Source organism: Paenibacillus sp. GSMTC-2017 (assembly GCF_016019935.1).
Lineage (GTDB): Bacteria > Bacillota > Bacilli > Paenibacillales > Paenibacillaceae > Pristimantibacillus.
In genome coordinates this window covers 402407-429094 of the sequence record NZ_JAECMT010000001.1, presented here as the reverse complement: position 1 = coordinate 429094, position 26688 = coordinate 402407, and the positions used below count along the sequence as shown (strand labels likewise).

General features: G+C 40.0%; 23 protein-coding genes. 19 read left to right on the top strand and 4 right to left on the bottom strand.

Translation table 11 applies throughout. The features are described 5' to 3' along the window. Positions 1-70 precede the first annotated feature (70 nt). From pduL to I6N90_RS01885, 3 genes are all read left to right on the top strand, one after another. Complete coding sequence (pduL, locus tag I6N90_RS01895) at positions 71-643, top strand: phosphate propanoyltransferase (RefSeq protein ID WP_197933818.1); 573 nt, start codon at positions 71-73, stop codon at positions 641-643. A gap of 394 nt (positions 644-1037) precedes the next feature. Next, the gene (locus I6N90_RS25370) at positions 1038-1277 is read left to right on the top strand and encodes an NUDIX domain-containing protein (RefSeq protein WP_197934761.1); all 240 of its coding nucleotides are present in this window, start codon (positions 1038-1040) and stop codon (positions 1275-1277) included. 246 nt (positions 1278-1523) lie between these two features. After that, positions 1524-2411, top strand: a complete 888-nt coding sequence (locus I6N90_RS01885) for an alpha/beta fold hydrolase (RefSeq protein ID WP_232242494.1) — start codon at positions 1524-1526, stop codon at positions 2409-2411. 241 nt (positions 2412-2652) lie between these two features. Here the strand turns inward: I6N90_RS01885 and I6N90_RS01880 are convergent, their stop codons facing one another. Continuing rightward, entirely contained in the window at positions 2653-4143 is a 1491-nt protein-coding gene (locus I6N90_RS01880) for a DHA2 family efflux MFS transporter permease subunit (RefSeq protein WP_197933817.1), read from the bottom strand. A 180-nt stretch (positions 4144-4323) separates the two neighbouring features. Between I6N90_RS01880 and I6N90_RS01875 the strand changes: the two genes are divergently transcribed. The 3 genes from I6N90_RS01875 (at position 4324) to I6N90_RS01865 (ending at position 7175) form a co-directional block, all read left to right on the top strand. Then, positions 4324-4935 carry a TetR/AcrR family transcriptional regulator gene (locus I6N90_RS01875; protein WP_197933816.1) on the top strand — a complete coding sequence of 204 codons (612 nt, stop codon included), beginning with the start codon at positions 4324-4326 and terminating at the stop codon, positions 4933-4935. Positions 4936-5051: 116 nt separating this feature from the next. Next, positions 5052-6644 (top strand): tRNA (N6-isopentenyl adenosine(37)-C2)-methylthiotransferase MiaB, encoded by a 1593-nt coding sequence (gene miaB / locus I6N90_RS01870; RefSeq protein ID WP_332262377.1) that lies wholly within the window; start codon positions 5052-5054, stop codon positions 6642-6644. A gap of 24 nt (positions 6645-6668) precedes the next feature. Further along, positions 6669-7175: a RicAFT regulatory complex protein RicA family protein gene (locus I6N90_RS01865; RefSeq protein WP_197933815.1), complete on the top strand. Its 507-nt coding sequence runs from the start codon at positions 6669-6671 to the stop codon at positions 7173-7175. A 95-nt stretch (positions 7176-7270) separates the two neighbouring features. On the opposite strand, the gene I6N90_RS01860 is transcribed toward I6N90_RS01865, so the two are convergent. After that, positions 7271-7885 (bottom strand): biotin transporter BioY, encoded by a 615-nt coding sequence (locus I6N90_RS01860; RefSeq protein WP_197933814.1) that lies wholly within the window; start codon positions 7883-7885, stop codon positions 7271-7273. Positions 7886-8010: 125 nt separating this feature from the next. Between I6N90_RS01860 and I6N90_RS01855 the strand changes: the two genes are divergently transcribed. Further along, positions 8011-8853: an ATP-binding cassette domain-containing protein gene (locus tag I6N90_RS01855; protein WP_197933813.1), complete on the top strand. Its 843-nt coding sequence runs from the start codon at positions 8011-8013 to the stop codon at positions 8851-8853. After that, positions 8843-10681 carry an ATP-binding cassette domain-containing protein gene (locus I6N90_RS01850; RefSeq protein ID WP_197933812.1) on the top strand — a complete coding sequence of 613 codons (1839 nt, stop codon included), beginning with the start codon at positions 8843-8845 and terminating at the stop codon, positions 10679-10681. Before I6N90_RS01855 ends, I6N90_RS01850 begins: the two co-directional genes overlap by 11 nt. A gap of 568 nt (positions 10682-11249) precedes the next feature. Here the strand turns inward: I6N90_RS01850 and I6N90_RS01845 are convergent. Beyond that, on the bottom strand, positions 11250-12839 hold the full coding sequence (locus I6N90_RS01845; protein ID WP_197933811.1) for a peptide ABC transporter substrate-binding protein: 1590 nt from the start codon (positions 12837-12839) through the stop codon (positions 11250-11252). A gap of 159 nt (positions 12840-12998) precedes the next feature. After that, complete coding sequence (locus tag I6N90_RS01840; protein WP_197933810.1) at positions 12999-13595, bottom strand: HAD-IA family hydrolase; 597 nt, start codon at positions 13593-13595, stop codon at positions 12999-13001. 180 nt (positions 13596-13775) lie between these two features. Between I6N90_RS01840 and lepB the strand changes: the two genes are divergently transcribed. The 11 genes from lepB (at position 13776) to I6N90_RS24620 (ending at position 26663) form a co-directional block, all read left to right on the top strand. Beyond that, a complete protein-coding gene (gene lepB, locus I6N90_RS01835) occupies positions 13776-14315 on the top strand; it encodes a signal peptidase I (RefSeq protein WP_197933809.1) in 540 nt (179 codons plus the stop codon). Positions 14316-14451: 136 nt separating this feature from the next. Further along, the gene (locus I6N90_RS01830; RefSeq protein WP_197933808.1) at positions 14452-15948 is read left to right on the top strand and encodes a HAMP domain-containing sensor histidine kinase; all 1497 of its coding nucleotides are present in this window, start codon (positions 14452-14454) and stop codon (positions 15946-15948) included. After that, complete coding sequence (locus tag I6N90_RS01825) at positions 15926-16615, top strand: response regulator transcription factor (protein ID WP_197933807.1); 690 nt, start codon at positions 15926-15928, stop codon at positions 16613-16615. The genes I6N90_RS01830 and I6N90_RS01825 overlap by 23 nt, the downstream gene beginning before the upstream one ends. A 24-nt stretch (positions 16616-16639) precedes the next feature. Continuing rightward, positions 16640-19690, top strand: a complete 3051-nt coding sequence (locus I6N90_RS01820) for an efflux RND transporter permease subunit (protein WP_197933806.1) — start codon at positions 16640-16642, stop codon at positions 19688-19690. A 122-nt stretch (positions 19691-19812) separates the two neighbouring features. Further along, positions 19813-20691: an NAD(P)-dependent oxidoreductase gene (locus I6N90_RS01815; RefSeq protein ID WP_197933805.1), complete on the top strand. Its 879-nt coding sequence runs from the start codon at positions 19813-19815 to the stop codon at positions 20689-20691. Positions 20692-20735: 44 nt separating this feature from the next. Beyond that, positions 20736-21551, top strand: a complete 816-nt coding sequence (locus tag I6N90_RS01810) for a VanW family protein (protein ID WP_197934758.1) — start codon at positions 20736-20738, stop codon at positions 21549-21551. A gap of 107 nt (positions 21552-21658) precedes the next feature. Further along, the gene (locus tag I6N90_RS01805) at positions 21659-22003 is read left to right on the top strand and encodes a DUF3889 domain-containing protein (RefSeq protein ID WP_197933804.1); all 345 of its coding nucleotides are present in this window, start codon (positions 21659-21661) and stop codon (positions 22001-22003) included. Positions 22004-22170: 167 nt separating this feature from the next. Continuing rightward, the gene (locus I6N90_RS01800) at positions 22171-24558 is read left to right on the top strand and encodes a DUF7408 domain-containing protein (RefSeq protein WP_197933803.1); all 2388 of its coding nucleotides are present in this window, start codon (positions 22171-22173) and stop codon (positions 24556-24558) included. 74 nt (positions 24559-24632) lie between these two features. Then, a complete protein-coding gene (locus tag I6N90_RS01795; RefSeq protein ID WP_197934757.1) occupies positions 24633-25565 on the top strand; it encodes an ABC transporter ATP-binding protein in 933 nt (310 codons plus the stop codon). Continuing rightward, entirely contained in the window at positions 25562-26479 is a 918-nt protein-coding gene (locus I6N90_RS01790; RefSeq protein ID WP_197933802.1) for an ABC transporter permease, read from the top strand. Before I6N90_RS01795 ends, I6N90_RS01790 begins: the two co-directional genes overlap by 4 nt. 43 nt (positions 26480-26522) lie before the next feature. Further along, complete coding sequence (locus I6N90_RS24620) at positions 26523-26663, top strand: hypothetical protein (RefSeq protein WP_232242491.1); 141 nt, start codon at positions 26523-26525, stop codon at positions 26661-26663. Positions 26664-26688 lie beyond the last annotated feature (25 nt).

Below are 26688 nucleotides of genomic sequence, written 5' to 3'. Positions count from 1 at the left end.
AGCATACGGCTTATAGGCCGTATGCTTTTTATTTTAAAATAAGATAGATAGAAAACAGGAGTGGAACATCATGACTAAACAAGTACCAGTAGGCGTATCCGCAAGACATATTCACCTTTCAGACGAACATGTACAAATTCTTTTCGGTAAAGATTATACGTTGACGGAGATGAAGCCGTTATCTCAGCCAGGACAATTTGCAGCTAATGAGACTGTAGCTGTTGTTGGACCAAAGGGTTCATTTGCTAAAGTTCGTATTCTTGGACCAACTCGCAAAGGTACACAACTGGAAGTATCACGCACAGACGCATTTGCGCTTGGTGTGAAACCACCTGTTAGAGAATCTGGTCACACGGCAGGATCTGCAGGAATAACGCTTCAGGGGCCAGCTGGTGAAGTTACAATTGAAGAAGGCGTTATTATTGCAGCACGCCATATTCATTTCCATACAAGTGATGCTGAAGCTTTTGGAATTACAGATAAACAAAAACTTCGTGTTCGTGTTGGTGGAGAGCGCGGCGTTGTATTCGAGCATGTCATTGCTCGCGTGTCACCGGAATATGCACTTGATATGCACATCGATACGGATGAAGCTAATGCAGCTGGTATTAATAACGGCGATATGGCAGAAATCGTGGAATAGATTTTCGGACGATTAAGAGGATATTAAAGTAACTGAGGTTACTTTAATATCCTCTTTTTTTATTGCTACTGTAACTGCTATAGATTGAATATATAAATAAACGTATTTATACACTTATTGTTTATAAAGAGTTTTTAAAATATGTATCTAAGCACATTTATGTGTTTAATTTGCGATAAAAGCTATTTTACAAGATGAATAACGGTATTAATACACTTAACTAGAGATTAACTGACATGATTCCATTCTTTTTTCATTTACAAACAAAAGAGAATCCCAATAAAATAAATTACTGTTGTACAATTATGGTAATGTTAATTGGGAGGATCTTTATGGGAGATAGAAGTTGCGCAGCAATTATCAGTAACGATTTAATCCTTCTGATTAAACAGAAATAAAAAGCGAAACGATCTGGACTTTTCCAGGTGGAAGGATTGAGGAAGATGAAACAGCATTAGATTGTGCTGTGAGAGAGGTATTTGAAGAAACTGGATTAATCATATCTATTACTAAAAAAGTATGCAAAATGTTTAGTGAAAGGATTAACGGTAAATATTTCTGCTTTTTAGCGGAAATTGTTAGTGGTAATGCTCAATTAGGTTCTGACCCCGAATTATCTCAAAATAATCAATAGCTTATTGATTTAAAGTGGTTTTCCATTAGTGAAGTAGAAAACCATCCAGAAGTTAAACGCATAATGCAATTTTTATAGCTGAAACTGAATCAACTTCTATAATTAATCCAAGAATTTGTCATAAGTAACACACTAACTAAGCTAATGGGAAGTATTATTGTAAAGTGTCACTCCAAGTGTGGGCACCTCTCGAACCAAATAGGCATAATCTGAACATAGATGCCGATATGAGAGGATGTCTTACACATGTTTCCTTACCTCCAATTAAATGATCATTTCCGATACCCCGACTTTAGATTTATGCCTATCGTTTATTATAACTTCCCTTATTCTGCCGGATGGTGTAACTGGAGCAATGTTGCACTCGAATCCGATTTAAGATACCAATCGCCCGTACAGCAACAACTTACCTTCGTACTTGTTCACGGCTCTTGGGCTGATGCTCACTTCTGGGACCGCGTAGCGGCGGTGCTACGTAGTCATGGACATATTGTCTACACGCCAGAATATGCAGGACACGGCAAAGATCCTAATAAAGATGTCACGCATGCTATGATCACGAAGTCAGTCGTAGATTTTATATTAAAATTGAACCTAAGTAACTTCATTCTCGTCGGGCATAGTTTCGGGGGAACAGTTATCCAAAAGGTTGCAGAACAAATACCTGCGCGTATTAAACGTCTCGTTTTCTGGGATGCGTTTGTACTAAAAGATGGCGAATCACTTGCTGAAGAGTTACCGCCGCCAACAAGGCAAGGTTTCGAGCAACTTCGAGCAAGTTCAAATGATGATACAATTATGTTACCATTTCCGCTATTTCGAGACTTGTTCGTTAATACGGCGACATTTGAGGAAGCCAAACATCTGTATGCAGGCGTCATTCCGGAACCGGCTAAACCGCTTTTTGAGAAGTTGGATCTTAAAACGTTCTATAAATTGTCTATTCCCAAAAGTTATTTATATTTTTACCAAGACAATGCATTGCCACAAGGGGAAGGTTTCGGCTGGAATCCGCATATGTCCACAAGACTCGGTCAGTTCCGCCTTATTGTTGGCGATGGGGACCATTTTACAGACACACTTACAAGACCAGGCATGTTAGCACAAAAGCTTTACGAAGCGGGTCGTGACTGAAGGGTACTGAGGGGAATTAGCGTGTAAGCAGTTTAGATCGATCTGAAATCTGTAATTACTAGTAAACTGATCGAAGATAACAAAATTATTTAAAGTAGGGCAAATATCTATAAGTGTGAATTGGTAAGGTCGATTTACGACCAACAATTTTAATTTCAAAAAAAAGCTGCAGTCAAGGACGTATAAATTTGTCCATGACTACAGCATTTTCTTGATCTCAATCAATTTTTAAATCGAAAATTTAATGACTCATCATTACTGACATATCTGATTTCTCACCAGAAGGGCTAGTGCCTTCTTGTTGTTTCGGCTTGCGAAGAAGCAGTGCTACTGCAATACCGAATACACCGATTATGGATAGAACAAGGAATGCATCTCCGTAGGACAAATACGGAATGTTTGGTCCTGGGCTTGCAACCGTATAATGTTTCACTCGACTAGCAAGTAGCGTAGATAAACCAGCAATGGCAAATGAAGTCATTACTTGTTGTGCAGCACCCGTTAGCGACGTAACGCGGCCAACGAGTTCTTTAGGTGCTGATTGAATGATATGGGTGTTGATCGGCATCATGGAGAAGCCCATACCGGAACCAAGTAGAACAAGTGGAACCATTATTTCTGGAATTGTTGTAGTAGCAGAAATGTGTGATAACAAATATGCACCAATGGATACGAGCAATAAGCCAAATATAACAACTGGACGAGCACCAAACTTATCAAATAGTTTGCCGCCAATAGGCATGAATATGCCTGCTGCAAGTGCTTGTGGTAAAAGGATTAAGCCAGTATCAAAGGCAGAGTAACCTTTTACACCAATCAAAAAGATTGGAATGAGGAAGATTGTACCGAACAATGCGATCTGCGTGATCCATTGTAAAATAATACCTCTTGTGAAGTCGCTGGATTTAAAGACACGAAGCTCTAAAAGTGGTTGTCTACGACGCAACTCCACAATAATGAACAAGATTAAAGCAACACCCCCAACAATAAGACCTGTCAACGTTGCAGGAGAAGTCCATCCACTACCTGAGCCATGTTCACCGCCAGCCGAGCTTATTCCGTAAGCAAGCATTGCAAATGCAAGTGGAGCAAGAATAATACCCAGTATATCGAGTGTTGGTACAGTCTGACGCTCCAAGTTTGGAAGTGTTTTTATTCCGATAATGACAGCAATAATACCGATAGGCAAATTAATGAGGAAAATCCAATGCCAAGTAGCAAAATCAACTAAGTATCCGCCTACTACGGGACCAAGTGCTGGCGCAAGCAACATCGGAATACCGATCATGCCCATTACTGCACCTTGTTTGCCTGGAGGGCTAAGGCGATAAGTAAATGCCATTGCAATTGGTGCGACCATTCCCCCACCAAGACCTTGAAGAATACGGTAAATGATTAGTTGTTCAACGGTTGCTGCAAATGCACACAGAACAGAACCAATCGTAAATAAAATAACAGAAGTCAAAAATACTCGCTTAGCTCCAAATCGATCAGATAACCACCCAGCAAGTGGAATGACTGCTGCTTGAGCTAGTGCATAACCAGTAATTGTCCATTGGACCAAACTAAACGTACTTTCGAAATCAACCATAAACTGATTGATCGCAACATTCATTGCTGTCCCATCCAAAATAACCATGAACATACCGACAATAATAGCCATGAGGGGCAGCATAATACTCTTGATGGTTACTTCTCCTGAGCCTGAAGCATTGGTTGCTCTTGACGACATCATATTTCCTCCTATCCCATATTGGGCTTTATCTCTCTCAATGATTGACCTGTTATTCAGCCAAGGCTACAATAAGAGGTGTAAATCATTCAGCGGACAATTGTCCGCATTTAAGAATCATACGGACGATTGAGTTAAAAGTCAATCGAATCTTTTGCGAACACGTGAGGAGATAAAGAGATGACGGGTTCAGAAAATAATCGAACAAAGGAAGAGCTAAGCAGTACAATATTGCATACAGCTAGTCAATTGTTTAGGGAGCATGGCGTAGAAGCAGTCAGTATGCATCAAATTGCGAAAACTGCCGGAGTTGGTCAAGCAACTCTTTATCGCAGATACGCAAATAAAGCAGATTTATGTCTTTGTATGATGGAAGAAACTCTTGCTATTTTTCGTGATCAAATGGCTGAATACTTGTCATCTGCATCGTCTCAATCTGTTCGGAATAGATTAAGAGGCGTCATTGCGATTATTCTCGCATTTCTTGACGAGAAGTCAAAAATGCTTGGTGTTATCCACGCTCATAAGCTAAGTGAAAAAAATAGTGAAGACTTTTTTCAATCCCATCCATATCACTACTTGCACGGCCTAATTACTGACTTATTATTGAGTGCTGATCAATCTACTTTAGTTCGAAAGATTGATGCTGCATTTATTGCTCATTCCTATATAGCTGTTCTATCCCCACATACGTATCGACATCTTGTTCAAACGAAGGGGTATACGCAGGAACTCATTTTCGAACAATTTTGCGAAATGTACATTGATTCATTGTTCCTAACAAAGGAGTAGGAGAAGACCTATTCGAAGATGGATTAGTAAAGTGAACCTATGATATAATTACTAATTGATGTTTATAGATTGTTTTTGGAGTAACATGGAGATATAGCACAGAGGATGTGAACAATGTGACGAAGCTGACGGGCAGAACGGATGCGACGCCATCTGCGAGCAACGAAAAGGACTATTCCAAATACTTCGATTTCTCGGATGCAAAAATTTTAAGCGAAGTAGATGGTACGACTACAGTACGTATTAAAGGCCGTAATATTCAACTTAATTCAGCTCCATCCTATAAGGATGAAAAAAAGCGGGGTAAAGAGGATATACAGGTTCATTATGATTTCTCCATTCCGGAGGAATTGCGGACGATGGGAGTAGGCAAACATTATTTGATCCAAACGTATGGCTGCCAAATGAATGAGCATGATACCGAAGTGATGAAAGGCATGTTTGAGGAGATGGGTTATTCCGCAACAGATGATCGGAAACAAGCCGATGTTATTCTTCTAAACACATGTGCAATTCGTGAAAATGCTGAGGATAAGGTGTTTGGTGAGCTTGGTCATCTAAAGGTGCTAAAGCTTGAAAACCCTGATCTAATATTAGGTGTTTGTGGGTGTATGTCTCAGGAGGAGTCCGTCGTAGGCAGAATCCTGCAAAAACACTCCTTTGTTGATGTGATCTTCGGTACGCACAATATACACCGTCTTCCACATCTACTCAAAAACGCTTATTTCAGTAAAGAACTTGTCGTTGAAGTTTGGTCAAAAGAAGGCGACATTATCGAAAATATGCCGAAGAAACGTGACGGCATGAGAGCTTGGGTCAACATCATGTATGGCTGTGACAAGTTCTGTACATATTGTATTGTTCCATATACACGAGGCAAAGAACGTAGTCGTAGACCAGAAGATGTTATCGCTGAAGTTCGTGAATTGGCGAGACAAGGCTACAAGGAGATTACGCTACTTGGCCAGAACGTAAACGCCTATGGAAAAGACTTTGATGACAGGAGCTATCGCTTCGGTGATCTGATGGCTGATATATCAAAGGTAGACATACCACGAGTACGATTTACGACTAGTCATCCAAGAGATTTCGATGATCATTTGATCGAAGTACTTGCACAGCGTGGCAATCTTGTCGAGCATATTCATTTGCCTGTACAATCAGGTAGTACGGAAGTGCTCAAACGGATGAGCCGTAAATATTCTCGTGATACGTATTTGGAACTGGCAGCCAAAATTAAAAAGGCCATTCCAGACGCGGTTCTAACGACCGATATTATCGTTGGTTTCCCAGGTGAAACAGATGAGCAATTTGAGGAAACGATGACTCTTGTCAAACAAGTAGAGTTTGAATTTGCTTATTCGTTTATTTATTCTCCACGGGAAGGGACTCCTGCTGCTAGTATGGAGGATAATGTCCCAATAGAGACGAAGAAACGTCGTTTACAACGTTTGAATGAGCTAATAGCTTCAATTGGACGCGAGAAAAATGAACTAATGCGTGGTAAGATAATAGAAGTGCTCATTGAAGGCGAAAGCAAAAACAATTCCAATGTGCTTGCTGGCCGTACTCGGACTAACAAGCTTGTTCATTTGGAAGGACCTAAAGAGTGGATCGGTACATTCGTACATGCTCGAGTAACCGATGCTCAAACATGGTATATCAAAGCAGAGCCGATAAAGTCGGCCTTAGACGAAGCCGTTAGCTAACGGTATAAATGGGAGAGATAATGAATGGCAGAGCAACAAATGAAAACAGGAGCAGGGCAACACGATCACTCACACGGTGTAGCATGCAGTCATCATGGTGGTACTGAAGATATTCCTTCTTTCCACACACGCGATCTAATTGTAAAAGAAGATATTATGGCAAAAACGAAAGAGCTTGCAGAGATTATTTTCAATTCTGAAGAAGTTCAACTCTATCGTCGTGCAGAGCAACAAATCAATGCGAACGAAAAAGTGCAACAACTGATCACTAAAATTAAGAAAAAGCAGAAGGAAGTTGTCGCTTTTGAAACAACTTTCAAAAACCCTGATATGGTCAAAAAGATTGAAGCTGAAATGGAAGTTTTGCAGGACGAGCTTGATGGAATGCCGATCGTATCACAGTTTCAACAAAGCCAATCCGACATAAACTATTTACTTCAACTTGTTGTTACGATTATTCGCGACACTGTATCTGATCGTATCAATGTTGAAGATGCTAACGAGCCAGCTCCAGAGGAATGCAGCGACTAATCGGTAACAGCGATTAATCGACTTGATATAAAAAATCCGCCCGCCGACTACGGCTTAAAGCCATAGCAGGCGGGCGGATTTTGTTTTGAGTAGGATTAGTCGGAAGTTGAGAACTGATTCATCTTTTTCGTATCGGTCGTTGAACGGAAACGGTAGACCACTGGGAGCAGGGACACTGCGATAAGTGCACCAACGAATGCTTTTGCAGTATCGCCGGGTACGAATGAACCTCCGATTGTTAAAACTTTATTCCAACTATAGGATAACACTACGTTTTTCATCCATAACAAGCCTGGTATATAGGACAACAAAGAACTTATCAATAAGAAGATTGCAAAAAGTAGTAAAGTAGTTATGACTTTATTGCTGATCATTCGCTTGGATGATATAAGCTTGCCTACAAGGATGCTTGTCAACATGGCACAGAATGGGAAAGCGAATATAAAGCCAGCAGAAGGCCCGGTAAGTTTTGAAATACCTCCATCGCCTCCGAATAAAGGCAATCCGAAAGCAGTTAGCAAAATGACTAGTGCAATGCTGGCGAATGCATGAACTGGCCTTAGAAATAATCCAGCTAAAATAATTCCTAATGTTTGAAGTGTAATGGGTACGGCAGAAAAACCTAGGCGCATTTGCACCATACCAAGGACAATAAATAGTGCAGCGAATAATGCTACATAAACTAACGAACGAATAGGACTGTTGTGCATGATGTTAACGACTCCTTTAAAGTGGTTGCAATTTTATTGTTAACCATTTAACATAATCTCAGGTTAACAGATCGAATTTTAGCACAGCGGATCGAACATGGGAAGAGGTAAGGTGAAATTTTTTGTTGGAACAGTATCTTGTACAATTAGAGGAAGTGTCTGTTACTCCAGTTTCACTTGAGATAAGTGGTGAAGCTCTGATAATGAATAAAGTTTCTTTCGGAATAAATCGTGGTGAATGGATTACAGTGATTGGTTCAAATGGGAGCGGGAAAAGCACCCTTCTAAAAGTTATTTCAGGAATGCTCAGGCTAGGGGTAAGCGGTAAAGTGAAACGAAACAGGGAGAAGTTATCTACTTCTCCTATTCCGATCGTGATGCAGCAGCCGGAAGCGGGAATTATCGGTTCAACACCTTGGGAAGATGTTGTTATTATGCTGGAGCGGCATGGAGTTGCAGCCGAACTTATACAAGGAAAGATAGTAGAGGTACTTGAAGCAGTTGGACTGAAGGAACGGATGAATCAGCCTGTTGAGACGCTTTCTGGTGGGCAAAAACAATTGTTAGCTATTGCAGGTTGTCTTGCTGTGCAGGCTCCATTATTGCTGCTTGATGAAGTAACTACGATGCTTGACCCAAGCATGTCTATCTTTGTACTAGACAAGGTGAGGGAGCTTCATCAGTCTGGTGTGTCCATTATTTGGATTACGCAGAAACTTGAAGAACTAAGGGAGCAAGATCGTGCTATTGTCCTTAAGGAAGGTACAATCGTATTCGATGGTAAAGCTCCAGAATTGTTTCAACGTAAACGGTTAAGTCTAGAGGAAAGTGTATGTGAAAGTCTCGGATTTGAAGCTCCTTATGCTGTACAAGTAGCATGGGAGTTAGAAAAAGAAGGCATTCAGTTATCGCCACTACCTTTAACAATAGAACAATTAACAGAGGCGGTGGTTCTTTATGACCGCTAATTGGTATTTAAATAGCGTTTCTGTTGCAAATGGAGCAGAAGATGAGAGATTATTGCTAGAAAATGTGGACATGCAGTTTAAAGCTGGACGGATAACATTGCTAGTCGGACATAACGGTGCGGGGAAATCAACTCTATTGGAGACGATGGCTGGACTACGTTCACTGCATTCAGGCTCAGTGATGCTTGGTGATCAATCAATATGGCAAACAAATAAGAAAAAACGTAATGCCGAAGTATTAATGAAGTTAGGCATTTCGTTGCAGCATTCAGAGTCACAATGGTTTGCGGCCACGGTGAGAGAGGAATTCAAGTTCTCTTTGAGGCCGTATCGACTGACGGCCGTAGAAATCGAGAAGCGTATATGCGGCGCTCTCGATAAAGTTGGGCTCCAGCCAGCTCTGCTGGAGCGTGATCCATGGACGCTGAGCGGTGGCCAGCAGCGTCGTCTCGCTATAGCTTGTCTGCTCGCTTGCGAGCCAGACTGGCTATTGCTCGATGAGCCGACGGCGGGGCTTGACGCCGAAGGTACTCGCCGCCTTTGCGCGGTGCTTGAAGCGCACAGGGCGGCGGGGCGCGGAGCGGTCGTTGCAACGCACGACCTCGACGCGCTGTTGCCGCTTGCGGACGTTGTCGCCGTGGTTAACGGCGGCATAGTCCGCGAAGCGGCTCCGCTAGCTGCGGCCTTGTCGCTTGCAGCAGCTGCGCCGCAGGCGCTTCGCGCAGTTGCGCTGCTGCGCGAGAGGGCGGTATTGCCGCCAGAGGTCACCTTGTCGACTCATACTGCTTTGGTACCGCAAGATGCTCGAAATAGTGGTGAACCAATGTGGCTAACTCCGAAGGAGCTAGCCACAGAACTGAGTAGTGCAATGAAACATAAACGAGTAAATATAGGGGTATTAGAATCGCCAGCCTACGAGCGGCAAGATGATAAAATAGCAACTATATCATCAATTAGTGTTGGTAAGAGGGAGTCTGTAGCTTGTGTACATGATTATGTTCCTATAATAAATGCGCAAGAGAGTAAGTCAACTGGATTTATAACGGAACAAACCTCTAAACTGAACTCTGAACTAAAGCGAAAACGCAACTGGCTACGCTCAGATTTTTTTGATCCACGAGCCATTGTGATTTCGTATATGTTGTTAACAGCAGGTGTTCTAGTGTTGAACAGTTTGAATCAGATAGGTTTAGCTACTCTTATTATCGCTAGTATCGCAGCACCTTTCTGGCCGATTACCCGTTCCATGTTGCCGGTCTTAAGAGGATTCCTAATAGCAACGATCATATTTATTTTTATTGGAGCGATTTCATTCAGTCCGTTCGCTTTTCAATGGGAGATTGCAGAACCAACAACCGTTCGATTATTAAAGTTAATGCTTATAATGATTGTAGGTATGCCTATGCTTGTGTTGATGACACCATTACGGCTTCAGCGAGCCATTGAGCAAACGTTCGGTTGGTTATCTAAATTACGTATCCCTATTTATTCGTTTAGTCTTCTTGTAACGCTTGTTTTCCGATTTATTCCGCTACTAATGAAGGAATATGGGAGATTTGCAAAGCTTGTACAGGCCAGAAGTAAAGGTGTTTCAAGCGGAACTTCTATTCCGATTTCACTAATCCGATTTTTACTCATACCCTATATTCGCTCCATTCTTCGACTTGCCGAAAGTATGGCGGATGCTCTGGAAGCAAGAGGGTATGGCAGTATGACGGAGAAATCTACACAAGGGTTCAAACTGTCATTTACTAAACCAGATACTATAATGTTGTCTATAGCTTTTGCGAGTATGTTATTATTGTTTTTGATTAGTGTAAGAATGTGAACCATTAATTTGTTTATGTTAAGGTTACAAACACATAATGATGACAAAGGCTTTAAATATCAAGCTGCCTCGTAAAGGTTGCTTAGGTAAAGAGAAAAGGCTTTGCCTCATTAGTTAACTCAATTTTGATTATGCAGTTTCAAATCGGGAGTGTTGAAAAGTACGCTAGTGCAAGAAGATGCTAAGCAGGACTTCATAAATAAACGCATTTTTACACTTAAATGCTATCGTAATCTGTACAATCTTCTTGGATAAGTGGATAAATACGCTTAGAAAATGATATTTATTTAATTCCAATGAAACTAACTGTATTTTTGCGACTAAATGGCAAAACAATGTGGTTTTAAAACATCTTAACAAGAATGCGCTGTCTGATCAGTAGAATAATCTACTTATAAGATTGCGCTTTTTGTGATTAAAAATCAGTCTATCTAACACTCGAAAAGAAAGTTTTAGCATGCCGCTGTTGTATTTAGCTGAGGTCTCCTATTAGCTTGTTGGAAAATTGCATCAAAGTACTGTTGAATCAAAGTTCGGAATCTTTATAATTGTGGCAAGGAAGGAGTAGTTATTCAAAATAGGCGCGGCTGAAATCAACCGTACTCATATAATTTACTTGCATCCCTTTTAATTTCGATTTTTGTAGAACATCAATTTCATAGTAGTAGACTGGAAGAATGACCATCTGCTCAATTAGCAACTTTTCAGCTTTAGCGTAAAGTAGGTTGCGGTTCTGAGAATTGATCTCGCTACGAGCCTGCTTTACATACTGATCGTAGGTCGAGTTATTCCATCCAGAGTCATTATTCGAACTCCATGAGGTGAAATACTCTAGGAAAGAAGCGGGATCATTATAGTCTGCGCCCCAACTAGCTCTAGCTAACTGGAAGTTTTGTTGCATACGATTGTCTAGCAGTTCCTCCCACTCTTGTACCTCTATATCCACATCAACCCCTAAATTTTCTTTCCATGCAGAAACGATGATTTCTTCGACACTGTTTACGTGTGATCCCGTATTCGTAATCAACGTAATTTGTGGCAGCTCCGTTAATTCTTCCTCTTTCAAACCTTCTTGAAGAAGCAATTTTGCTTTATTTATATCTTCCTTAAAATAGTTGTCAGTAAATTCGGATCGAAAATCATCCTTAATTCCGAGAATACGATGTGGAACGAACCCATACGCAGGTGCTCCGTATCCAATTACCTCACGGTTAAGGCCCATTGCCAACGCTTGTCGGATTTTCAAATTCGTAAACGGGGCTTTGTTCATATTGAATTGATAATAATAAGTAGCTGATTGCGGAAAGATTTTGTAATCTTTGTAAGCGACTTCTGTTAGTTTTTCGAAATCGATAGTTAAATCGGATCCAACAAAGTCTACCTCTCCGTTCACGTAAGCTATTGTCGGTGAGATTTGCGAAGTGTATTGAGTGAATTGAACTTCTGTGAGTTGAATCTTTTCTGCATCATAATAGGTTGGATTTTTGACAAGAACAAGCCTCTTTGCCTTTTGCCATTCTTTGAGCTTGAATGGACCATTTGACACGATCGTTCCAATTTTTGAAGCCCAATTCTTGTTTGCTTTTACTACGGTTTCAGGTAGAGGTAAAAAAATCGGATCAGCTAATGTTTGAAGAAAAAATGAAGTCGGTTCACCTAACGTAACCTGCAATGTCGTTTGGTTCAAAGCTTTTACACCAACCTTTGATGCGTCTTTCAACTTACCACTGTTAAATGCTTTCGCATTGGCAATTGGATACATATTATAGGCATAAATGCTTTGAGTAGCCGGTTCTAGCGTCCGTTTCCAAGAAAATTCGAAATCGGATGCTTTGACGCGTTGTTTATTACTCCACTTGATGTTCGAACGAAGTTTGAACGTATAGGTTAGTCCATCATTTGAGATTTTCCACGATTTAGCCATTGCAGGTACTACTTGCCCCGATTCATCAAGACGAACAAGACCTTCGAACAATCCTCCCAAGATCGTAAATGTGCTCGTTTCTTGAGCTATTGCCGGATCAAGCGCATTTGTCACATTACTTGAAGCCATCCGAAGAACTTGCCTTTTCTGTTCACCAGTAGTAGGTGATTTTGACATGGCAAAATAGGTGACTATCAATAAAAAAGATAAAATGACAGCAATTTTTTTCTTCATCGAACTCTCCCTTTATACAATTATATGAAAATTATAGCATGTATCTATCCCATAATTTTATATATTTTAATTGAGAAGTAAGATTATTAGAAAATTAAACTGTAGCAATTGAAGTAACTTAACAATAGAATCACTTCCAATAATTATTAAATTGAAATATCAAATAAACTTATCAATTTCCTTTATCCAAGCACCATCGTGATCAGCAAGTATACCGTGCCAGCCCAATAATTCAGCTTGTTGCACATTTTTTATTCCATCATCAACGAAAATAACAACGCTTTGTTTCGGTAAAAGTCTAGCAACATAGTCGAAAACATCTTTATGGGGTTTGCTAAGACCTACTTTATTAGAAATAATGATGTTGCTGAGGTAAGGTCTAATTGGTTCCAGTATAGGGTCTACCCATGAAGAAACGTGATTGCTCAAAATATGAATATCTGCAGATTTGCTCCAGTTTGGAATCTTATCAATAGCGGGAAGGGGGGTCAATGCTTCGGCAAGGAATGCTTGTCCCTTTTCTAACGTAATTTCAGATGACTGCAATAACAGCCAACCCCAAAATTCTGCTTCAGAAAGATGTCCTCTCCACAGTTTCTTGCTTATATTCTCCTTATAGTTTTGATACAACGTATCCTTTGACAGCTTAGCGTGTTCAGACACTCTATCCCAAAAGATAGGTGAAAGATTAGTCGCAAGCACACCTCCAATATCAAACACAATTTGCGGTCTATTTTTTTTGCTAAATTGAGCCATAAAACATTCTCCTTTTTTTCTCCTATCATATCTAAATAGTTACCGAGATAACACAAATAACTATTACATTTTTTGTGAACAGATCTTTTGGAAACGATCTCCAAATGGTATCGTATATCGTATAGGCATTTAAAGCCATCACTTATCCGTTTCCTAATTAATGTAGAAGAGGTGAGCGTTATGGAAGAGTCAACGAAAAAGAAAAGTAACTGGGTAAAAGAAGTAAGAGAGTGGGTCGTATCTTTAGGAGTTGCTGTTGTAGTGGCATTATTATTTCAAAATTATGCATATGCACAAACAGAGGTTTATAATGTATCGATGCAAAACACGTTAGTAGCCGGACAACGATTAATTGAAGATAAAGTAACCTATCGATTTAATGATCCTGCGCAAGGTGATATCGTCATTATTAATGGTCCTGAGCATGAAGGTAGAATAGTGAAAAGAGTGATTGCACTGCCTGGACAAGTTATTGACATTCGTGAAGGGAACGTTTTTATAGATGGTGCAGAGTTGCATGAAACGTATAGTAAAGGTGAAACATATTCCGGGACTGTAGAAGTGCCTTACACGGTTCCAGCTGATCATGTATTTGTATTAGGTGATAATCGTGAAAATAGTTTGGACAGCCGTGTATTTGGCCCTGTAGCAATTGATAGTGTTGAAGGTAAAGCGATATTCCGTATTTGGCCAATTGGGAAATTTGGCAAATTGGAGTAGTGATTGTGGTACTACATTTTCAGGACTCATTGAAAATGTAATAATTTCGTAAGAATTCATTTCTTTTTCGTTTAGAATTAGTCGTTATGATTAACCTTAGATCGAGATAAGAAACAACATGATGGAGCGTGGGGCAATGTCAATAAGAGTAAAGCTTTATATGTCTTATTTGGCAATGGCTTTTGTTCCGGTCATTCTCATGATCCTTTTAATGTTGTTGATCTTTTTTGCTGGTGGAAAGCTGGATATGAGGGAGTTTACCGAGGCTCAACGAAATGAAAACTTCAATCAAGCACTAATTTACGGTGAGTTGTCTTACGTCATTTCCGACGATACGGAAAAGCTCGAGGATCCAGTTTTCGTACACAGCGTGCAACAAAAATTGAGTGATCAATGGGCTGGCCTTATTATTACTAAGGATGGTATTGTAACCGAAGTTTCACCTTATTTAACGGAATTGTCACCTAATGAGAATTGGCAACAGCTAGTGGATAATCTAGAGGATGAGTATTCATTTAAACTGTATCGGTTTACGGCGCATCCACTTGAAGTTGTTTATTCAGACGGAAGTAAAGGAAGTGTTGTCTTACTACATCGAACAGAACAGGTTCCGATTTTTTGGCATCCACTTTCCATGGCTTTAGGGCTGTTGCTCGTGCTTTTAACAAGTTTGCTACTAACTTACTATGTATCACGAAGCATCATTCGTCCGATTCAATCTCTACGTACAGCTGCACTACGTATAAAAGAAGGAGACCTATCTGATGAGCTTGATATGGGTAAACTATGTAAAACGACACGTCTTACAGAAATTTCGCAGTTAAGTTCTGCATTTGAAGAAATGAGAATTCGATTAAAGCTTTCCATCGATCAAAGTTTGCAATATGAGGAAAATCGCAAGTTGCTTTTATCACATATTACACATGATTTGAAAACTCCTATTTCAGCAATAAAAGGGTATGTAGAAGGAATTGTTGATGGAATTGCTAATACGGAAGAGAAGCGAGTTCGTTATATGCAGACGATTTATCGAAAGGCAACAGATATGGATCAGTTGATTGATGAATTGTTTCTCTATACGAAATTAGATTTGCAAAAGGTAGCTTATGACTTTAAAGTGGTAGATCTTAATCGGTATATGGAGCAATTTATTGATGAACAACGGTTTGAAATGGATAAAGAAGGCGTGGAATTACGGTTTACTCCTAAACTAGATGCTCCTTTATTAATAGCTGCTGATCTAGATAAGTTAAACCGAGTGCTTGCTAATATTTTGCATAATAGTTTGAAGTACATGGTTCATCAAGATGAATTAGTAAATCCAATCATTTCAATTGTGATGACAGAACACAATGGTAATGCTCGTATTATCATTGATGATACTGGTCCAGGTATAGACGAAAACGATCTACCTTATATTTTCGATGGATTCTATCGCGCTGAGCAATCTCGCAACTCTGAAATGGGGGGGAGCGGGCTAGGTCTAGCTATTGTAAAACAAATTATTGAAGGTCATGGCGGTTTTGTATGGGCTGAGAACAAGGAAGAAGGCGGTGCGCGCATTTGTCTGGAGCTTCCAATAACGACGGCAGTCAGGACGGTGAACGAACATGAAGAACATACTAATCATTGAAGACGAGAGAGCAATCGCCGAGCTGCAACGAGATTATTTGGAAAGCCACGGATTTATTGTTCATATTGAAGGACGAGGAGATACAGGGCTTCAAAAGGCACTTGAGGGAAATTTTGATCTCATTATACTCGATGTGATGTTACCAAAAGTGGACGGATATGAGATTTGTAGACAGATCAGAAACAAATTTAATATGCCGGTTCTGATGGTAACTTCCAAAAAAGAAGAAATCGATAAAATTAGAGGTCTTGGTTTAGGTGCTGACGACTATATTACGAAACCGTTTAGTCCAAGTGAATTAGTTGCAAGAGTAAAAGCACACTTGGCTAGATATGAAAGATTGACGGCAGACAAGCCTAACTTGGGACAACTCGTTCAAATACGTGGTTTGTTAATTGACAAGCAAGCAAGAAGAGTGACGATTCATGATGAAGAGGCTATGTTGACTTCTAAAGAATACGAGTTGCTTCTATTGTTAGCATCACATCCAAACCGTGTTTTTGAGAAAGAAGAGTTGTTTGAGCGAATATGGGGTTTAGAATCAAATGGAGACGCAGCTACGGTAACGGTTCACATTCGGAGACTGCGTGAAAAAATTGAGCATGACCCGTCCAAACCTCAGTATATAGAAACGATCTGGGGCGTTGGTTATCGGTTTAAAGTATAAGAGAGATAGAGGAGTGGAGAGATCTTGAAAAAGTTTATATCGTTTTCATTGAATAACAAGTTTGCCTTATGGATCATTACCATCATCGTGTTATTCGCTGGTTTGAATGCTGGAATGAACATGAAGATGGAAACAATCCCGGATATTACGATTCCAATCGTAAATGTAACAACTATTTATCCGGGTGCAGCTCCTGAGGAAGTAATGGATAAGATTACGAAGCCTATTGAACAAAGGACTCGTAATTTAGCTGGAGTGAACAAAGTTTCTTCAACCTCATTTGAAAATGCTTCATCCGTTATTATTGAGTATACGTATGAAACGGATATGGAAAAGGCAGCCGAAGAAGTAAAGTCGATACTTGCTGACTTGCCATTCCCGCAAGGTGTTCAAGACCCTGACGTATCCCGTATAAGTATGAATGCTTTCCCTGTTCTTTCGATCAGTTTATCGAACGATAACCTGAATCTTGAACAGTTAACGAAACAAGTAACGGACAACGTTCTTCCGACAATTCAAGGTTTGGAAGGCATTGCAGACGTTCAAATATCCGGGCAAAATGTGATGGAAGCTGAGTTAACCTTTGATCCAGCTGCACTAGCTGCTAAAGGATTAACGGAAGAAGCAGTTAAAGGAATTATTCAAGCCTCTGCTCTATCTGTACCTCTTGGTATCTTTGAGTTTGGAAATACTGAAAAGTCGATTTTGGTTGACGGCAATATTACAACAGTAGATGATTTGAACAATTTGGTTCTAATCCCTGGTGTTAAACTAAGCGATGTTTCCGATCTTACTGTAGAGGGTAAAGCTGAGTCCATTTCACGTACAAATGGAAAAGATTCTATCGGAATCAACATCGTGAAGTCAGCTGATGCGAATACTGTAGATGTCGTAAACCTCGTAAAAGAAGAAATTACTGATCTTGAAGCAAAAAATGAAGGATTGAGCATTAAAGTTGCTTTCGACCAAGGTGAGCCGATCGAAGCATCCGTTCATACGATGATTAGCAAAGCTATAATTGGAGCACTTTGTGCGGTACTTATCATTATGTTGTTCCTTCGTAACATTCGTTCTACGATTATTTCAGTAGTATCGATTCCGTTGTCTATCTTGATCGCAATGCTTGCATTGAAGCAGATGGATATTACACTTAATATTATGACGCTTGGTGCGATTACGGTAGCTATTGGACGCGTAATTGATGACTCAATTGTCGTTATCGAGAACGTATATCGACGTATGTCGTTGTCTACCGAGAAGCTATCAGGTAAAGAACTGATCTTGGATGCAACTCGTGAAATGTTTGTACCAATTATGGCCTCAACTGTCGTAACTGTAGCAGTATTTTTACCACTAGGTTTCGTTTCAGGTATGGTTGGTGAAATATTCCTACCATTTGCTTTAACTGTCGTGTTTGCTCTAGCGGCATCACTCATTGTGGCGATTACGGTTGTACCGATGATGGCCCATATGATGTTCCGTAATGGGCTTAAGCCAAATCAAAAGCACGAAGATAAACCAGGTCGCCTTGCACTTTGGTACAAAGGTGTACTTGAATGGTCACTAAATCATAAGTTCATTACATTCGGAGGAGCAGTTTTACTTCTAATCGGAAGTTTGTTGCTTACACCGTTAATTGGATTCAGTATGTTGCCTGCTGATGAACAGAAAGCTTTGATCATCACTTATAATCCAGCTCCAGGGGAAACTCGTGAGCAAGTCGAAGAAATATCTCTTAAAGCGGAAAAGATTCTTCTTGAGCGTGAAGGCGTAACAATTGTTCAGTATGCTGTTGGCGGTAAAAATCCGATGAATCCAGCTGCATCTAAACAAGCGTTGTTCAACTTAAGTTATGATAAGAAATTTAAAGGTTTTGCAGATGAACAAGAAAAGATCGTTCCTTTGCTGCAAGAGCTAGGCGGAACAGGGGAATGGAAGAAACAAGACTTTAGCGGTGGTGCAATGGGTGGATCAGGGCTTTCATTATTTGTTTATGGTCCTGATATGAAGACAATTCAACCTGTTGTCGAGCAACTAACAGCTAAATTAAAGGAAAATCCAGATTTCAAAAATATTGATTCCAGTTTATCGAAAACATATGAACAATATAGACTAGTTGCTGATCGCGATAAGCTTAGTCAATATGGTCTGACGGCGGGTCAGGTTGCTATGGCACTAAGTCCGGTACGTGATCGTCCAGTATTAACGACAATTGAAAAAGATGGCGAACAGTTTAACGTTTACTTGAAAGTAGAACAAAAAACGTACAAAACAAAAGCTGACCTAGAAAACGTAGATATTATGTCACCTCTAGGTATGGCCGTGAAGCTAAAAGATGTTGTGAAAATCGAGGAAGGTGAATCACCTAACACGATTACACGTCAAGATGATCGCATTTATGCAGAAGTATCAGCTGAAGCCAACTCAGCTAATGTAGCAGCTGTATCGAAAGAGCTTCAAAAAACAGCAGATGAAATAAAGCTTCCTGGAAATGTAGATATTGAAATGGGCGGCGTAACGGAGCAGATGACTGAAACGTTCACACAGCTAGGTATGGCAATGCTTGCAGCAGTAGCTATCGTTTACCTAGTACTTGTATTAACGTTCGGCGGAGCACTTACTCCACTAACAATCTTGTTCTCCTTACCGTTTACGGTAATCGGAGCACTAATTGGCTTGTTAATCGCTGGTGAAACGATTAGTGCAACAGCACTTATTGGAGCACTAATGTTGATCGGAATCGTTGTTACGAATGCGATCGTCTTAATCGACCGAGTTATTCATAAAGAACAAGACGGTTTGACAGTACGAGACGCATTGTTAGAAGCAGGTGTTACACGTCTACGTCCGATCTTAATGACAGCAATTGCAACAGTTGGAGCATTGTTGCCACTTGCATTCGGATTTGAATCAGGTGGATTAATTTCGAAAGGTATGGCGATTACCGTTATCGGCGGACTAACGAGTTCAACGCTTCTAACACTAATTATCGTTCCGATCGTTTATGAATTCTTGAATCGGAAAAAACTGAAGAAACAACTTTTGGAAAAAAATCTACGCCCGCAAACAAAATAAAAATGTTGAACAGTTCCATGGATGATTAAAGTCCATGGAGCTGTTTTTTTGTTATAATGCAATTGTGAATATTGAGAAAATCAACAAGGTACAAACAAAATAGATTAGGAGTGTGAAATCGAATGGTTAGTGTCAGTCCAAAAATAACTAAGGTTGGTTTTATTGGTACAGGTGTTATGGGAAGTAGTATGGCAAAACATATTGCCGATGCGGGTTATGAATTACATATTTTTTCACGGACGAAGTCCAAGGCGAGTGAGCTTATTGAACAAGGTATGATTTGGCATGATCGTCCAGCAGAGATCGCGGAAATTTGTGATGTTGTTATTACAATTGTTGGTTATCCATCAGATGTTGAAGAGCTATACCTTGGTGAGGGAGGGCTAGTTCCATCAGCTAAGCAAGGAGCGGTATTAATTGATATGACAACGTCAAGTCCTGCTCTAGCAAGCCGAATTTATAAAGAGGCACTAATAAAAGGAGTTCACACACTTGATGCCCCCGTTTCCGGTGGCGATATTGGTGCTCGTAATGCTGCTTTATCGATTATGGTCGGTGGAGATCGTCAAACATTTGATGCTGTGTTGCCAATCTTTGAACGGATGGGTAAACAGATTTTGTTGCAAGGAGGACCTGGGGCAGGTCAACATACGAAGATGGCTAATCAAATCGCAATTGCGTCCAATATGATAGGTGTATGCGAAGCACTTGTGTATGCCAAAAATGCAGGATTGGATCTAGATGTCGTTCTTCAAAGTATCGGAACTGGCGCAGCTGGAAGCTGGTCGCTTACTAACTTAGCCCCTCGTATTATTGCGGGCAACTTTGAGCCTGGTTTTTACGTCAAACATTTTATAAAAGATATGGGTATCGCACTTGATGCAGCGGAGGAAATGAATATTACACTTCCCGGACTAACACTTGCAAGAGAATTGTATACAAAAATTGCGGATGCAGGGTTAGCGGAAAAAGGAACGCAAGCGCTTTATCAAGCATGGTAGTAAGGAAATGAATGATTGTTCTATTCATGGAGGTCATTAGAATGATTGATCAGATTCGATATCGACCTATTAAACGATCAAAACTTAGATTATGGGCTGGAAAATGGTATTTCACAACTAGACGGTACATGAAATGGATAACGAATCGTTCGATAATTGCAAAGCGAAAACAGAAGGATGTTCTTCCGTTTGTTAGTTTTGTCCATAAAACGCCGCTTATGCGTAATCTTCGAAATGTAGACAATTGGATGCAAAGGAATAAAGTGATCAATTTAAAGCTAGGTGCGGAGCGTTTGGATGGATTAATTCTAATGCCAGGTGAAACGTTTTCGTATTGTCAGTCTATCGGGAAACCTACTAGAGGCAAAGGTTACGTAGATGGAATGGTACTATTTTATGGTGGATTCAAATCGGGTGTTGGCGGAGGGTTATGTCATTTATCTAATTTGATTTATTGGATGACGCTGCATACTTCACTTACCGTTATTGAGCGTCATCGCCATAGCTATGATGTATTTCCAGATGCCGGGCGTACGCAGCCATTCGGCAGCGGGGCGACCTGTGTTTATAATTATTTGGATTTACAAATTAGGAATGAATCAGCTTTTGCTTACCAACTCAAGTTTAGACTTACGGATGATGAACTTATTGGTGAATGGCGCTCGGAAGAACAGACGAAATACAAGTACGAAATATATGAAAAGGAGCATCAGATTCTATCACAGCCTTGGGGTGGATATATTCGGCACAATACAATCTACAGGAAAGTTAGGAATGAGTCGGGTGAACTCATAACGGATGAGTTTGTAACAGAAAACAAAGCACTTATGATGTACGCGCCATTGTTAAGTCAAGCCTAACGTAATAAATAGACTGTTTTAAAAAAGGTTAAAACGCCCATATTTTGGGAAAGATAACTTCGTTCAAGATCTCTTTGGATCTCTTTGATTAAAGGAGGTGGATTACGTTGTTTGGCAATATTATCGTGAAAGCCGTTTTTCTTCTATTAAGTATGGCTTACACAGATTCTAAACCGATAGAACCGGTACATATACATGCATCTGCTCCTAGTTATGCGAAGTGGGGTAGGATGGCAATGGAAGAAACAGCTAAAGCTTATCGAGATTCTTCCATCATTGATTATAAATATGAAGGAAGATTCGAAACGAATAATGAAAATGCAGAAGAGAGGTTTCTGTTATGGCTCGTGCATGATGGTCGTGAGTTCGGAGTTAGGGTTACGATCACCATTCGTACATCAACAGACACATTCTTGTCTTCAAAGATTGAGGAAATTCCTTCTAGATCTTAAGATGCGTAAATAAATGCGGAGTCGTTCCTTTCAACTATTTAGTTAGATTGGGGATATTTCGCTTTTTTTGTCGAATTTTGAAACCATCTGGGAAATTATGCAACTTAAATACGGTCGAATACGTCATTTATAAAATGGACCAAAATACATAGAAAAGAGGTCATAGTGTGAACGTAAGGTTAAGCCGAGCACATGGATTAATTGCACTTATGTTAGTTTTAACATGTTTAATGTCAGCGTTTTCAATGTCGGAGGGAGTAAGTGCCGATAAGAGTACTGGTGGTATCGAAGTACAATCACAGGTAGGATACACTGGCAGTATTAAAGAAGATAAATGGATTCCGATAAAACTAACGTTAACAAACAAAACGGATGAGTCACTAAAAGGTGAAGTTGTCTTATCTGTCGTTACGATAGGAAATGTACCAACTGATTTTGTCATTCCTGTTGAGTTGCCGAAGGATACTGCTATTAAAGTTGCAGTAAGTATTCCTGGAAGCATACTCAATAAAGAAACAAATCGAATTCGTTTTTTTGAAGGCTCCTACAAAAAGGGAAAAGAAGTTAGTATTATCGGTGCAAATTATTTATCAGCAAGAACAATGCAGGGATATACGATTGGAGTCGTATCAAGAGATCCGGATACATTAAACTTTATGCCCGCACTTAATCAAAAGGGTTATAACATATCTGTAATACCACTTGCTATAGAGGATTTACCAGAGGATGCGATTATGTTAGATGCTATCGATACTCTCGTTATTAATGATGTTGATTCGGGTCAATGGACTACATCTACTATAAAAGCAATTAAAGATTGGGTTACAAAAGGCGGCACACTCGTACTCTCAGGAGGAGCGGGATACACTAAAACGGCAGAAGCATTTAAAGATATTGCTCCTGTTGAAGCAAGTGGCATAACTGAGCTTAAAAGTACGAATGCACTTGCTGCTATTGGAGATGCTGAATTAAAACTGGATCAGCCAATAACGATATCAAATGGTCGTGTTGTTTCAGGGTCAATTGGGATCAGTGAGCAAGGCGTGCCTATAGCTGTAGAAAGTGAAGTTGGATTTGGTTCTGTTGTTTATGTCGCTTATGATCCATCACTCGAACCGATGGCCACTTGGTCAGGTAATGCGGACGTTTGGGCAAGGTTGTTGCAACGTACATTATTCCCTCAACAACCAGGCACTGTTAGTATTAACTACGGTAATGGATTTGGTGGAGTTATTCAGGATATGAATTACATCATTGATATGTTTCCATCTATAAAAGCACCTAAGTTTATACTTCTTTTAGGTATGTTCGCGTTATACATGATTCTTGTTGCACCTATTTTATATTTCATCTTATCCAAAACAGATCGAAGAGAATGGGCATGGTGGATGATTCCAGCATTTTCAGTCGTAATGGGCATCGCCATTTTTTATTTCGGTGCTGCAGATAAACGCACTATTTCAGCTCATACGGTTGAAATTATCGAATTGTCAAAGGACGGAAAGGCTGTTGTTTCAGGTGGTTCTGGTTTATTTCTACCTTCAGGAGGTTCTGTTAGCGCAGCGTTCGAAGATAAAAGGCCAATTGCGTTGTTTGCTGATCATTCAGGTAATGGAGGGTTAACATTAGATAGCAACTATCAAGTTAAAATGGATGAAGATAGTAGTACTGTAAATTGGAAGTCAGTCTCCTATTGGTCTACTCGAAAGCTCTGGATGGAGAGACGTGCAGTCGAAAGTGCTGAAACTGGAACGATGGCTATCAAGTATGAGCATAAAGATGGCGATACGATCGTTCATGTCACGAATAATACAACTTCCGATTTAACAAATGTTACTTTATTAGTGAACGGTCAAACTAAACCAATCGGTCAATTGAAAATAGGGGAAAGTGGTTCAGTCCAAAAGATTGCTAGCAGCTATTCAAATCAAAATGGACACTATAGCTACGGACATATGATTTTTTCGAACACTTCATCAAATGGTAGAACGGATAACAATGAAAGACAAAGACAACTGATAAATAATTATTTTAATCGAAGTAACGGAATTACAAATGCTGTACCTACAATAATAGGATTCAGCATTGATCATAAGTCGCAATATGAAGTAAACGGGAAAAAAGTGAAGTCAGATAATTTGAAAATGTGGGTACAAGAGTTAGACCAAATTGAGCAAATTGGAAATAGAGTTGTCGTACCAGAAGGAGTGCTCCGTCCTATTATTACGACAAGCACGATGACTACTTTTGAAAATTATGGAACGGGCATTCGTGTTGGAACTGGAGAAATAGTAATGGAATATTTGGTCCCAAATAGTTATAGTGTTGCCTATGATAAAATTGATGTTCAAATTAACAACAATGGCGGTTCTAATCTTACTTGGAGTATTTGGCATGAAGTATCTGGCAAGTGGGTTACATTGAATGGTGAATTAGCTGCACCTAAAGATTATTTTGTAGATGGTCAGTCTATAAAGATAAAGCTAGAAGCAGCTACAGAAACTCAATCAGCGTTCCCGGATGTCGTTCTTGAGGGAGAGGAGTTACAGCAATGAGCACAAATGAAACGATAGATCAGAAAAATCTTTCGAGTCAAGAGTACGCGCTAGCGGGAACCGAAGTGAAGCCTATGATCGAAATTCGAGGGTTAGCCAAATCATTCGGAAACTTCCATGCACTGAAAGGAATAGATTTGACTATAGCAAAAGGGACTGTATTCGGATTCGTAGGCCCGAATGGTGCAGGGAAATCAACGACAATGTCTATTTTGGCAACGTTAATGGCGCCCAGCGATGGATACGCAAAAGTAGATGGCTTTGATGTCACTAAGTATCCTCATGAGGTTCGAAAGCGAATTGGCTATATGCCGGATTTTTTTGGTGTATATGATCAGTTTAAGACGATCGAATATTTACACTTCTACGGTGCTAGTTATGGGATACCAAAGGCAGAGCGAGAGGCATTAATTCCTCAGTTGCTGGAGCTTGTTAATTTAACAGATAAAAGAGATTCCTATGTGGACACCTTGTCGCGTGGGATGAAGCAACGTCTTTGCTTAGCTAGATGTCTTGTCCATGATCCTGATCTACTCATATTGGATGAGCCTGCTTCTGGCCTCGACCCTCGTGCAAGAATTGAAATGCGAGAAATATTAAAAGAGCTTAAATCGATGGGGAAAACGATTATTATTTCGTCACATATATTGCCAGAGTTAGCTGAAATGGTTGATGAAATTGGCGTTATCGAGCATGGGGCTATGGTTGCGGTAGGTAATGTTACAGATATTCAAAACCGTTTACGAGTAAAACGATTCCTTCATATTCGTCTTCACGATCGAGTGGAGGAAGCAGAAGATTTCTTGCGTGATCGACCTTTCGTTAATCGCTTGATGCGAGATGAGACAGGGCTGCAGGTTCATTTCGGTGGTCAAGATGAGGAACAATCCGAGCTTCTTCTTGAGCTTATCACAGCTGGTTTCCGAGTTATATCATTCAGTGAAGCACAAACAAATCTGGAAGATGTATTTTTGGAAATAACGAAAGGAGGAGGGGACAACTTATGAGGGAGGAGACAGCTGCAAAAAGTATTGGAAGCCGATTAGGGATCAAATGGATTAATCCAGTGTTAGATAAAGAATTTAGACTGCGAATGAGGACGCCGCGTGCGATGTGGACATTGTTCTTTTATTTGTTTGCAATCGGCCTTATCGCGTTAAGTGCAATCTATTTGACTCAAATTATGTCAGGCAGAAGTTCGTCCTTTAATCCAGAAGAAAGCAAAATGTTGTTTTATTTTCTAAGTATGGCGCAACTTGGGTTGGTAGCTTTTATGGCACCGGGCTTAACAGCTGGAGTAATAAGTGGCGAGCGGGAGAAACAAACTCTTAATTTGCTGCTCACTACCCAGCAAAGTTCTGCAACGATAATACTGAGTAAGCTGGTTTCTTCACTTAGCTTTATGATACTGATCGTTATCAGTACAATTCCGGTTTACAGTATGATTTTCTTATATGGAGGCGTATCTCCAAAACAAATGGTTCTCGTATTTTTGTTTTATGTATTTATGATGTTTGTACTTGGATCTTTCGGAATATTGTTTTCTACATTATTGAAGCGGACGATGATGTCGGTTATCGTAACTTATGGTGTTACATTATTTATTTTCGTTGGAACAGCTATAATCTTTTTTGTAATGTCGGGAATCGCTCAGCAAGCTAACTATAATGCAAATGGAGCAAATTCAGATGCTTATAGATGGATCGGTCATATCATTGCTTGGAATCCAGCTGCTGCATTATATAGTATTCTTGATCCTTCTATTTCGGATGAAGCTTATTATATTGCAAGTTATAATCAAGGTACGGCTAAAGGTGCTCCTATGCAGCTATGGCAACAATTTATAATAATATATAGTGTTTTATCATCGTTAGCATTATGGACTGCCATACGGAAACTAAGACCAAGGTTGAAAAAATAAGGATACGCAGGCCGCGGATTATAAGTTAGCTAAAACGTCGATTATGGTTAAAAAGACAGAGTACATTTTGGTGACAATTGAAAAGCTAGAGGAAACTTCGAACATGGAAGTAAAGACAGCAGGTTTTTCGACGAAAGTTGAAAAGATAGCGGGAACCTCGGCCCTGGTTGTTATGGTAGTTTAGTGCTCGTTTTTGTTGTTATTGTTTG